This is a genomic window from Faecalibacterium tardum (genome assembly GCF_040096515.1).
Lineage (GTDB): Bacteria > Bacillota > Clostridia > Oscillospirales > Ruminococcaceae > Faecalibacterium > Faecalibacterium tardum.
In genome coordinates, this window is sequence record NZ_JBBMEO010000046.1 from 1 (window position 1) to 11041 (window position 11041).

Annotated in this window: 13 protein-coding genes; 7 read left to right on the plus strand and 6 right to left on the minus strand. The window is 44.7% G+C overall.

The window, feature by feature from the left end:
* Positions 1 to 72: 72 nt before the first annotated feature.
* The 5 genes from WMO44_RS13790 to WMO44_RS13810 form a co-directional block, all read right to left on the minus strand.
* Positions 73 to 1710: a recombinase family protein gene (locus WMO44_RS13790; protein ID WP_349152922.1), complete on the minus strand. Its 1638-nt coding sequence runs from the start codon at positions 1708 to 1710 to the stop codon at positions 73 to 75.
* Positions 1711 to 1791: 81 nt separating this feature from the next.
* Complete coding sequence (locus WMO44_RS13795; RefSeq protein WP_005924684.1) at positions 1792 to 1974, minus strand: hypothetical protein; 183 nt, start codon at positions 1972 to 1974, stop codon at positions 1792 to 1794.
* Positions 1975 to 2197: 223 nt separating this feature from the next.
* A complete protein-coding gene (locus WMO44_RS13800) occupies positions 2198 to 2539 on the minus strand; it encodes a helix-turn-helix domain-containing protein (RefSeq protein ID WP_208894328.1) in 342 nt (113 codons plus the stop codon).
* An 890-nt stretch (positions 2540 to 3429) separates the two neighbouring features.
* Entirely contained in the window at positions 3430 to 5007 is a 1578-nt protein-coding gene (gene mobQ / locus WMO44_RS13805) for a MobQ family relaxase (RefSeq protein WP_435387740.1), read from the minus strand.
* 270 nt (positions 5008 to 5277) lie between these two features.
* Positions 5278 to 5595 (minus strand): DUF3847 domain-containing protein, encoded by a 318-nt coding sequence (locus tag WMO44_RS13810; protein ID WP_097778411.1) that lies wholly within the window; start codon positions 5593 to 5595, stop codon positions 5278 to 5280.
* An 84-nt stretch (positions 5596 to 5679) separates the two neighbouring features.
* On the opposite strand from WMO44_RS13810, the gene WMO44_RS13815 reads away from it, so the two are divergent.
* The 7 genes from WMO44_RS13815 (at position 5680) to WMO44_RS13845 (ending at position 10208) form a co-directional block, all read left to right on the plus strand.
* On the plus strand, positions 5680 to 6219 hold the full coding sequence (locus WMO44_RS13815) for an RNA polymerase sigma factor (RefSeq protein WP_242960722.1): 540 nt from the start codon (positions 5680 to 5682) through the stop codon (positions 6217 to 6219).
* Entirely contained in the window at positions 6212 to 6907 is a 696-nt protein-coding gene (locus WMO44_RS13820; RefSeq protein ID WP_349152924.1) for a DUF4367 domain-containing protein, read from the plus strand. The genes WMO44_RS13815 and WMO44_RS13820 overlap by 8 nt, the downstream gene beginning before the upstream one ends.
* 171 nt (positions 6908 to 7078) lie before the next feature.
* Positions 7079 to 7465, plus strand: a complete 387-nt coding sequence (locus tag WMO44_RS13825) for a hypothetical protein (protein ID WP_223474531.1) — start codon at positions 7079 to 7081, stop codon at positions 7463 to 7465.
* 156 nt (positions 7466 to 7621) lie between these two features.
* Complete coding sequence (locus tag WMO44_RS13830) at positions 7622 to 8014, plus strand: hypothetical protein (protein WP_223474532.1); 393 nt, start codon at positions 7622 to 7624, stop codon at positions 8012 to 8014.
* An 11-nt stretch (positions 8015 to 8025) separates the two neighbouring features.
* Positions 8026 to 8733, plus strand: a complete 708-nt coding sequence (locus WMO44_RS13835; protein WP_223474533.1) for a hypothetical protein — start codon at positions 8026 to 8028, stop codon at positions 8731 to 8733.
* A 208-nt stretch (positions 8734 to 8941) separates the two neighbouring features.
* Positions 8942 to 9868, plus strand: a complete 927-nt coding sequence (locus WMO44_RS13840) for a trypsin-like serine peptidase (protein ID WP_112091643.1) — start codon at positions 8942 to 8944, stop codon at positions 9866 to 9868.
* Between the two features lie 4 nt (positions 9869 to 9872).
* Entirely contained in the window at positions 9873 to 10208 is a 336-nt protein-coding gene (locus WMO44_RS13845) for a hypothetical protein (RefSeq protein ID WP_112091636.1), read from the plus strand.
* A 421-nt stretch (positions 10209 to 10629) separates the two neighbouring features.
* Here the strand turns inward: WMO44_RS13845 and WMO44_RS13850 are convergent, their stop codons facing one another.
* Positions 10630 to 10911, minus strand: coding sequence for a DUF6061 family protein (locus tag WMO44_RS13850; protein WP_112091635.1), 282 nt, complete (start codon positions 10909 to 10911; stop codon positions 10630 to 10632).
* Positions 10912 to 11041 lie beyond the last annotated feature (130 nt).

Genomic DNA, 11041 nt, shown 5'->3' on the forward strand with positions numbered 1-11041 from the left:
GTAAATCTTCAGTTTTTTCCGGTGTAGCCCACTTCTGCAGGATAGTTCTCGGAGGTGACTTTTCTGACATTGTTACTCGATGGCATCCAATGGGCCGATAAAGCGGTAGAAAATCTGGATTTTCTGGACGTATTCGCCATCGACCTTTTCCGCTTTGGATACCAGAATCTTGTCAATCAGCTGATGCAGAATCTTATAGTTCAGTTCGGTGATGCCAGCGTACTTGCTGACTTCATCAATAAAATCCTGAATCTTGTCCAGCTGACCGTGTTCAGCACGGCCTTCCCGCTCGTACTGCTCAATCTTCTCGGTCAGTTCAGCCTGTTCTTTGTCGTAGCGATCTGCAAGCATTTGAAAACGTTTCTCCGGGAGAAGTCCCTTTGATACGTCCTCATAAAGTTTTGCATACAGGTCTTCGATTTCTGCGATTCGTGCTTTACACTGCTTCAAATCCCGTTTGTGCTGCGCCCGGTCAGAGGACACCCGGAGGTGCATCTGATTTGCAATCTTCTTCACAAGGGCTTCCCGATTGCTCACAGCGGCCTTTGCGTGTGCCTGAATGTCCGCAAGGACAGCTTCATGCAGAACACGGGCTTCCAAGTTGTGAGAGTCACAGGCTTTCGCACCATATTTCCGATAAGTGCTGCAACAATAAAAGGTCTGATCCAGAACACTGTTACGTTTGCGCCTGTGCTCAACCTTGACTAACATCGTTCTGCCGCAGTCTGCACAGCGGACGATGCCTTTGAAGATATTGTCGTAGTCGGTCTTATCGCACATAAAACTACTGGAACGGCTGTAAAGGATTCGCTGCACGTTCTCCCAACGGTCTTGTGGGATGATTGCTTCATGTGTATTCGGAACGATAGCACGTTCTTCAAAAGGAATATAACGCCGCTTTTGGGATTTCATGGACACAGTGGGCTTGGCTTCATAGATGATGTGTCCGGCGTAGACCGGGCTGTGCAGAACCTGACTGATATAGGCACTGTCCCAATCATACATCTTTTCATCATCAATAAAGCGGCCAAACATCTCTTTCTTGTAGTAACACGGCTTCAAGACTTTTTCATCGTGGAGCCGCTTGGCGATGCGGTGAAGCCCCAGCCCTTCCTCTGCCATTGAATAGATATACTCAACAACGGGGGCGGTGTTCGGGTCGATCACAAGGTGATTGTGGTCGGCAGGGTCTTTCTGGTAGCCAAACGGTGCGCCGCTGGAGATATACTTTCCGCTTTTCTTGCGTGTCCGAAGGGCACTCTTGATTTTTCGGGAAGTGTCTTTGGCGTACATTTCATTGATGATGTTTCGGAACGGGGCAATATCCATCTGAGATTGCTCGTTGGAATCATAACCATCGTTGATTGCAATATAGCGGACACCGTGTTCAGGAAAGAAGATTTCCATATACGTTCCGGTTTCGATGTGGTTGCGTCCAAGTCGGGACTGGTCTTTGGTAATGACTGTTGCCACCTTTCCTTCCCGGATATCATCCAGAAGTTCCTGAAAGGCAGGGCGGTCAGAGTTCGTACCGCTGTAACCATCATCAACATAGTACTGGCAATTCCCGAAACCGTTGCGTGTGGCATACTCCATAAGCATCGCCTTTTGAGTGCGGATGCTCAGGCTTTCGCTGTTTGAACCGTCATCTTTTGACAGTCGGCAGTATAAAGCAGTTACTTTTTTGTCCTTTTCCATGTGTACCTCCATAATGGAAAAGAGACCTCATCAATCACATTGTAGCGGATGCTGCGTGATGATGCAAGCCCTTTTCCGCAGTAAAACGTCCAATTAGCCAGCGGCGAGATACGATTCGGCAGTTTTACGAATTTCTTCTTCCGCAAGCCGCTGAAAAAGCGTATTCATCGGCACATTGCCGATATAATGGCGTTCCACGATCAGGCGCACGGACTTCGGACTTCTCGGCGCACGTTTGCGTGTGGTGGGCTTCTTCTCAGATTTTTCTTTGTTCAAGGGCAGACCTCCTCATTCATGTGGTGCAAATACGGAAAGGAATGGATGGATTCTATTCGTTTTTCTCTTTTTGTTTTATTACGTTGGTTAGGTGAAAGTTTTCTTTGATACAGTCTTAAAGGCTGCTATACTGCATAGGAAAAATATCTTTTGCAGATGCCATTAAGAATCTGCATCACAGAATCGTGATTTTGGCGGTTCTTGAATCGTGAAAAACGCAGAACTATTCAACATTTGGAATTTTCACAAAGATGTGATTGGGCGAAGAAAACTGCGTTCGTCTGCGCTCAATCAATCCCGCAGCGTCCAATTCCTTAAGCGCACTGGAAACACTGACAGTGCTGCGCCCTAGCTGCTCAGCCAAAGAGCAAATCGTAAAAATGACAAACACGAAACCACGTTCATCTATCCAGAGATTTTTCTGCGAGAGCGTGGCACGGTCGAGCAGCAGCACATAAGTCATTTTTGCAGTCTGGCTCAGGTCAAGTTCCAAAAGGAAGCGTGGGTATGGGAGAAACGGCGGCAGCAGAGTTTGCGTGGTAAGATATTCTGAAATGTTGATCACCTCCAGCTGAAGCAGAAATCAGGAACAAAGAGTATGTAACGAGAATTGGTGGGTTCCAATTCTCCAGTCGCAGAAAAGCACGAAACAAGTGCTCAACTGCGTTAATAAGTTAAGGTCTCCCATATTGATCCTCGACTTCCCTAGGAGTGGGGAATCGTCCGGCGGCGGGCTTGCACCGCACCATTGGCATTTCAGCCACCCCGTCTTCGTTATGACCGGGCTGCGAGTTACAGAAGTACCTTTTGTGAAGTGCCGGACGATTGAACTATTCTGTTTTCAAAGAACGGAGTTTTATAGAAAATCTTCGGAATTTAAGGCTTCCGAAAAATTGTCCCTCTACTTACGAGCCATCGAAAACGGCCAAAAAATAGCCTGAAAAAGAAATTTGTTGAAAAGTTTTTGGAAAATATAGTTGAGGTGGCTGTTTGATTAAAATAACATTGACCCATGGGGCGACCGATGGAGGACGGAACTTTGCAACAATGGCAGTGCCTAAAGTTGAAAGTGGTCTTGAAAAAGATGCCCTACACTTGGTAGGCATCGAGAACGCCTGTTTCGTAGCATTGGTGAGAAACTTGTAATTGAATTGTAATTCTTGAGACCGAATCTCCGGCTTTGAAAAAGTCCTCTCAATAGGTAGCCGACGAAAAAGACCAAAAGACAACCATCTTTTTGAGAATTAACAAAAAGGTCACAAATGACTAGCCTTCAAAGAAGCGTTTCTACTATTAACAGAAAAAGTGGCCTAAAATGGGGGGGTGTTGGAGAAAATTTCCACCTTAAAAATGCGCCTTTACTCACTAGCCAGCGAGAATAGCCAAAAGCCAACAAAAACGAATTATGTATTTCTGCCACTGATTGCAACAGCATATCGGTGACAGAAAGATCGTTTAGAGCGATTCTTCGCGGTTTGGGGGAGTGGAAGTCGTTTTGTGGTGGGACTTTTTCTGCTGAAACTGCTCCAGCTTTTTCAGCACCGATTCCTTTTCCGGGGTCTTGCCGCCCGGTGCGAAAAGCTGCTGCTTGTTCAGCACCATATCAATATACTTGCGGATATTTTTCAGGGCAGAGACATCCGGCTGCAAGGTTTTCAGTTTGGTACGCAGTTCTGCGCTGCCGGATTGCAGCGCAGAAAATTCGGCATCCAATGCCGAAAAATTCACCGCTGTGCTGCCGTTCAGCTTCATCAGGGTGCGGGCAGCTTTATTAAAGGTGTCAAGCTCCTCTTTGTGCTGGGCGGCATAAGCGTCCTTGGTCAGCTTGAAGTTCTTCTTGATAAAGGTGTCGTGGATAGGTTTCAGCTTGGCATGGACGGCGGCAGCATCCTTGATCTGGGCGATTGCCCGCATACGGTTTTCGTTCTGTTTCAACTGTCTGCGGAGAGGGGCGGTGGTCTGGTTCAAATTTGAGATAGCGGTGTCCAAATCCTCGATGGTGTTCAGGGAATGAGCTTTCAGGTAGTCCACCGCCTGCCGAATCTCCTCAAAGTCCCGGACAGTGCATTTCAGTTTTGCCTTGCCAGACCAATCGCTGCGCTGCTCGGCACGAAGATTGAAATAATCCACTAACAGGTCGGACAGCGTGGGTTCTTTCGCCTTTTCCAGAGCGTCCAGAAGAAGCTGCTTCTTTTCGTTCAGGTCTGCGATCCAGCGTTGCAGCCCACGGATTGCGCTGCGGATGGACTGCATCAGGCTGTTGGCTGCACGAATGTCCCGGTTCAGGTTTCCGAGAAAGGTTTCCACTCCACGCTTTTCCATCTGGTGTGCGGCGGGGCCGAGATGCACAGTCGGTATCTGCTGGATGCCCTGTCGCTCAAAGGAGCGCAGGTCAACACGTTCCGGGCGGCCAGCCGCTTCCAGATAGCGGTTGGTAACAACTTCCCAGCTGTGCCGCCAGACCTCGGCATACTTCTGGTCGTTCCAGTCCACGGTGTTTTCCTTGTGGCACTTCCAGTTGCCGGAAGCGAGCCGGATGCGCTCACCGTTCTCGTCAAGGTCGTACACCTTTCTGGCTTTCGGGAGCCACTTGCCGTGTTCATCCATTGCCCGGAGCGTCAGCAGAATGTGGGCGTGTGGGTTGCCATCTCCCTTGTCGTGGATGGCAAAATCGGCAATCATGCCCTTGGAAACAAACTGCTCCTGACAAAACTCTTTTATCATGGACAAATACTGCTCTTTCGGCACCTCCACCGGGAACGCCAGCACGATGCGCCGGGCAAGCTGGGAGTTCCACTGGTTCTCCACGGCTTCCACGGCGTTCCAGAGGGTTGCCCGGTCTGCATATCCGGGCGGCGCATGGGACGGCAGCATGATCTCAGCGTGGACAAGTTCTTTCTTCTTGTTGTAGAATTTCGTTTTCTGGTCGTACTCGCTGAACAGCCGTTCGCCGCTCTGGTAAGCGGCCCCGGCAACAGCGGACTGTCCTTGGCTGCGCTTGACGATGGTAATTTTGAAATGCGGACACGGAATAGGCATCACCCCCAAACAAAAAGACCGCCCAGCAAGATTGCTCTTGATGAACGGTCTGGAATCGTATTCGGTTGTGCTCGCCGCCTTAGAACGGAGTGCCATGCGCTTCGGTCTTAGGCGGCGAGCCGCAAAAGGATAGCTGCAAAGCAGCGCAAGGAAAATGCAGTTTTCCTTGGGATGGAATCGGGCTGGCGCACAAACGCCAGCTTCGATTTCATCGAGCCGTCTGCAAGACCGCAATTTCACCGGAACGGTGTATAATTGCGCCCTTTATTCTAAAGGGTTCGGAACGCTGCGGCTCTCGTGCAGGTCGTGAATCATCTTTGCAAGAGCCAGCGCAACTTCTGGTTGACGGAATGCAATTTTCAGCAGCTCCATCACCTGATCGTTGGTGAGATCTTCTGGTGCAATCAGAAAACTTTCCAGCATTCCGGCACGGGTACACAGACGATGCACACGGGCTTTTCGGGTCAACTCCGGTATCTGATGTTCCAGAATTTTCTCACGGTGCTTGTAGTAGCGAAGCTGCTGCTCCGCTTTGGCTTTCTCGCTGCGGAGGTAGGCAAGGTCAGTTTTGGGTTGAGTCATGGCATCACGCTCCTTTACAATATTAGTGGTATTCGACATTTTTATTGGTTCGTGGTACACTACACACAATCAATGTAGATAGAGGTGATTGCGTTGCTTGCGTTATATCTAAGTGTGCTTGATGATCGAAGCTTTGAAGAAGAGTTTACCGAGGTATACAATACATACAAACGGCTGGTTTACCATACCGCTTACAAAATCATGGATGATTCGTATTTGGCAGAGGACGTGCTACAAGAGGTGTTTTTGTACGTTGCAAAAAATTTTTCTAAAATTCATCGAGAAAACTGTCACGAACTCGCTGCCTATCTCGTTAGTTGTAGTAGAAGCCGTGCGTATGATCAGCTTCGCAAGCGGCGCGAAGAATCGCTGGAAGAAATCCCAGATATTGAGGATAATGCGCCAGTGCCAGATGATGCAATAATCAGTGTTGACAATATCGAGAGGTTGACAGAACTGATTGGACAAATGAAACCGAAATATCGTGACCCATTACGCCTTTTGGCAATGGGATATACAAATCGTGAGATTGCGAAATCGCTGGGATTAACGGACGAAGTGGTACGAACACGGCTCTTTCGAGGGAGAAAACTATTATGGAAGGAGTTGAGTAACCATGAGTGAGCAGACAAACATTTCATTTGAAGCGGCCTTGATGATTGCACTTCGTGCAGATGCACAAAAGGAACTGGATACACTGCCAACACCAGAACAACTTGAAGAACTTTACCCGGATACTTCTCAATGGGATGAACGAATGGCAGTGGCATTACGGAGGAAAAAACACCGTCCGATGTTGAAACGGGTGTTGGTTGCAGCCTTGACGCTGGTGGTGCTGACCCTTGGCGCACTTGCGGTCAGCGCAGACTTCCGCAAGGCAGTCTACACGATGATTCAAAAGTTTCTGCCCATTGAGATGCAGTTGACTTATCAGGTGGATGGCGAACCGCTGGAACGATTGCCGGATGGATACAGCGATCATTATGTGCCGGACGGCTTTGAAATGGACAATGCGCAGAAATTTGAACGAGCAGAAAACTTTTTACATGTTTACTCGTCAAAAGAAGCAGAAGAAAGCTACACTGTCCGTTGCTCAATTATCCAGCCGGGGCAGCAGTCCCTATTTGATAATGAGCATACAGTGTACGAAACCGTAAAGGTCGGAGAAGCAGATGGTGTACTTGGAACCAGTACGGATGAACATGGAAAGAATGTTTATACTCTAAGTTGGGAACATCGGGGGATTACACATACCGTTATGGAAAACATTCCATACGATGAGATTATGAAAATTGCAAAAGGCATCCGATAAGAAAGCCGGGCACTTGTGAGAGTTCACAAATGTCCGGTTTTCTTTTTGTCTGAACTTACAAAGATGGAAAATTTGAAAAAATTTCTCCTGAAAATTGAAACGAAGCGGATGCGAATTACGTTGATTATACAAAGGCTCTTGATAGGAGCGAAAAAACGGAGGTGTATGTCTATGTCGAAAAAGCGTTTGTTGTCCATTGTTATTTCAGCGGTGATTCTCTTGAGTTTTGCTTGCACCGCAATGGCCGTTGAAAAGTCTGAGCGGTATGTAGGCGATAGTACGGTCAACGGATCTATTTACCAAACATACTATCAAGTTGATGCCCAGACACGAACTGGAGTAAAGAAAATCAGCGTTTCAGGCGTTCTCTATGAAAAGGGAACAATTGGAACATGGCAAAAAGTAAGCAGCTGCTCAAACAGCAGCACGACCTCAACCTGCGTGGGGAGCGGTAACTTTAACACTAAGCCTGGAAAATCTTACAGGCTGGAGTATTCTGCAACCTTTAGCTATTCCGATGGGCGGAGTGAAACCATTACTGGAAGTACCAGTAGATAAGTGAAGCTTGTTATATATTTCAGCAAGTTAGAAAGGTGTGAGGTAATTATAAAGGCGAGATCAACGCACGTTATCCGATACCTAGCTATAGTCGCACTGTGCTTGCTTTTGGGCTTTATGCTTGGAAGAAAAAGCAAATATGAAAAACGAGATTATTTGAAACAATTCAAAATTGGAAAAGCAACATACTCTGAATCGTTGATATATGAGGCTTATGGCGGATTGCAAAATGATGGGATAATGTTAGCGGTATACTACGATGTGGATGCAACCAAGATTGTTCATCAACTCGATTCATGGGAGAAAATTAATGATTCCCCAACTATATCTTCTATATTAAAAAATGTGTCGTCATATTTTGGATTGGATTTTAAGATTCCTGAAATTGCAAGTGGAAATTTTTTTCTTTATGATAATAGTCAACATAAGGAACTATGCTCGGAAGCCGAAATGAATACATTGCTTTTACATTCTGAAGATGTGAATTTTAGTCTCGTTGTCTGGGACGATGAGAAGCACACAATTTATATAGTAGAGTACAGAATTTAAGGAGGTTCGTTATGAAGAGGTTCGTATCATTAGTTCTTTCGGTGTGTTTTTTGTTTTCGATAAATACTGTGTCTTATGCTGCTAATACAAGCAGCCGTAAAGCTAGCAATCCTGTTATTCAAAGCATGAATGATAAGTATCATGTTGATTTTTCGGGAATGTCGATAGATGAATTAAATAAGTTTATCGATAAGATGAAAGATGAAGATCAAACACGCGCATCTGGAAATTTGTTAAATAATACACAGCTTGCATGGTTGGCAGCTGCGCAAATTGCACGGGATAAGGGATATGAATGTGCGGCTCTTATGGTTGAATTCTCTGTATATAATATTGACTATTCTGAGAGTGTGACGGACTCTTCGACGCCATTGCTTGACAAGTTAAACACGACAACAGTTTTTAATAATTATAAAAACAAAGTACTTAATAGTGGCTTGAAAGATTTTAGCGGAGGAAGTTGGTCTTTTACAATTCAAAAGTCTGATAATGCAGATTTATTCTATGCATTGCATAGGGTAAGCACCTCTGGAACAGGCTTCATGATTGGTAATTCTATAATGTATTATTTGATTACCGTTCATGACACATTTGATTTTGCATATGACAACAACTATGACGACTTGTTTACTACTACAGTGAACAATTGGGCTTGGTTGTGCCAGCAGACGCATGTGTTGAATCCCATAGAGATAAATCTTAGCACGGCTATTGGATAAAAAATCAGTGGTATTTATTTTTTACGAAAGTAAAAGTTGAAACCTAAAATAAGGATGGCTCTAACGTATGAAAAATTTTACGGAGGCGTTTCCAATGCAGAGCAACTGATGTATAAGAAATCTTGTGTATACTCTAAAAGTAAAGAAGGAAAATTAAAATGGCTAGTGAAAAATATCTCGTAGAAATTTTTTGAAAGCAAGTGGGATTGTGGCTCTTTCTTCAATGGAGCTTAACTCTGGGCTGACTGCTTTTGCAGATAATCAAAGTGATGGAAGAAAATCTCATATCGAGAGATACCATAGATACGATTTTGATACAAAAGAAGAATCTATAGAGGAAATTATAGTTGAAACCAATTCCTTCACGGATGGAGAGACAACTGCAGGCTATTTTCCAAATGGAAAGATTTCGGATATTGATCTACCCGATCTGTATGCGATTATCGGAAGCAATGATATCACTGTTGTTGATAATCCAACAGCAACACCATATTGTAGCACGGTATGCCTACAGATAACGACCAATAATGGAGGGACAAATTATGGTTCTGGATTTATGATTGGGCCTAATGCACTTGCAACAGCAGCACATAATCTATATAGTATAAAGGAAAAAGCCTACGTTAAGTCGGTAAATGTCGCACCTGCTCGATCTGATAATAGTAAACCTTTTGGAAGCGAAAATGTATCGGCAAGTTCGATGATTGTTAGTGGTTCTTATCTTGCTGGAACAAGTTCAGAGGATTGGGCAATTATTACGCTCAAGAATAATTTAGGAACGAAAACGGGATGGCTTGGGTTACATTGGCAGTCTAGCAATTATTCATCATCACAGTTGGTGTATGCTTATGGCTATCCGAGCCAAATAAATGGTGCCGATGCGAGATATCGGATGTGTAAATCTTCTGGGTATATTAGAAGTCAGACTTCAAAATATCTCAAGGGCGATTGGGATTTGACAGGTGGCTTTAGTGGTGGTCCTCTTGTAGAATATATTTCTGGAGCTGGGTATGTAGCTATCGGAATCCATAAAGATGGAAGCACAATTGATGGTTCTTCATATCCGACTTCTTATACAGGGGCATTGAGAATAACACAATCGCTTTATACGCTGTTCCTTTCATACAGAGGTTGATAAAATGAAATGCAAACGGAAGATTATGGTTGGCATAGCATTTGTGGCAGTGGCTCTCTGCATTCTATTTCAATTGAATACATCCGGAAGAAAAAAATCGGAACTTATAGTTGAAGAAGTTGACCTGAAGAACAATTGTATTTATGCGACTGCAAAAAATCAATTATATGATACGGATGACAATTATATAATTTATGGCGCATCAAACTACTTGAAAGGAAATCTTCAGTTGTCGTATCTTAAAGAAGGCGAAAGCATTCTTGTGATATCAAACGGTAAGGTGTTGCTATCAGATCCGTATCAATTTGATAAAATATACAGTATTCAACTGTTGCAATAGCGTTTCATTTTCTCAATAAATAATATAGGCTATTTACAGCTGTCTCCTCTGTTAAGTGGTGGTGCAGTGCTTATTCTCAATAACGATGCGATTGATGAAAATGATAGACCTTTTAGGAATTTAGAATTTTCTCAATAATCAAGCCACCCAAATGGCAAACTTGAAATCATCGAGAGATACATAAGATATAGGGTTGAATCGACTTTCGTGTCGAAAAAAACAAGTGCTAGAAATAGCAAAATCCATTGAATTTTAGAACGACATTTATAAGAAACCAGTAGATTTGCCTGATGTTTGTGATTTCTTTGACCGTTGGGCCATTGATTTTGCACTACTATGAGCAAAGGAAAAACTTAAAATAAGCCAACAACCCGCCATTTGCAGCGACTGCAAGTAGCGGGTTGTTTGGCCTATTTAGAGGTTAGTCTTTCAGTTTGCCATGGTCACAACCGAGCGTGAGGTAGTGCTCTATCTCCCCGCTCAGCACCATCCGTGCGTACTCCAGCGGATTGTTGTATAGCAGCCAATCAAGTTCAGCTCGCTGTGCCGGGGTATTGCCGTACTCGTCCTCAATGGCGATACAATCAATGGAAAGGGTTGTGCCATCTTCAAATCGGGTTTCCACCCGGTTGGTGTCCATGTTGTAGCGGCAGGAAAGCGCTTTTTGAGAGTGATTAAGGTCGAAATTCTGATTTCGTTTCATTTGAATAGCTCCTTTAATGATTTTGAAATTTGATTTTCAACGAGATGAGGTCTCTTTTTTCTTTCTCTTGAGTCACCCAACCGCACTATCCTGCATCTTTGGGGTTAAAAGGGGCTGCTCGCCCCTTTTA

What these genes read in the sequence shown, in the direction of transcription:
- WMO44_RS13790 (WP_349152922.1), bottom strand. Translation starts at nt 1,710, where the DNA reads ATGGAGGTACACATGGAAAAGGACAAAAAAGTAACTGCTTTATACTGC.
- WMO44_RS13810 (WP_097778411.1), bottom strand. Translation starts at nt 5,595, where the DNA reads ATGACTCAACCCAAAACTGACCTTGCCTACCTCCGCAGCGAGAAAGCC.
- WMO44_RS13820 (WP_349152924.1), top strand. Translation starts at nt 6,212, where the DNA reads ATGAGTGAGCAGACAAACATTTCATTTGAAGCGGCCTTGATGATTGCA.
- WMO44_RS13825 (WP_223474531.1), top strand. Translation starts at nt 7,079, where the DNA reads ATGTCGAAAAAGCGTTTGTTGTCCATTGTTATTTCAGCGGTGATTCTC.
- WMO44_RS13835 (WP_223474533.1), top strand. Translation starts at nt 8,026, where the DNA reads ATGAAGAGGTTCGTATCATTAGTTCTTTCGGTGTGTTTTTTGTTTTCG.
- WMO44_RS13845 (WP_112091636.1), top strand. Translation starts at nt 9,873, where the DNA reads ATGAAATGCAAACGGAAGATTATGGTTGGCATAGCATTTGTGGCAGTG.
- WMO44_RS13850 (WP_112091635.1), bottom strand. Translation starts at nt 10,911, where the DNA reads ATGAAACGAAATCAGAATTTCGACCTTAATCACTCTCAAAAAGCGCTT.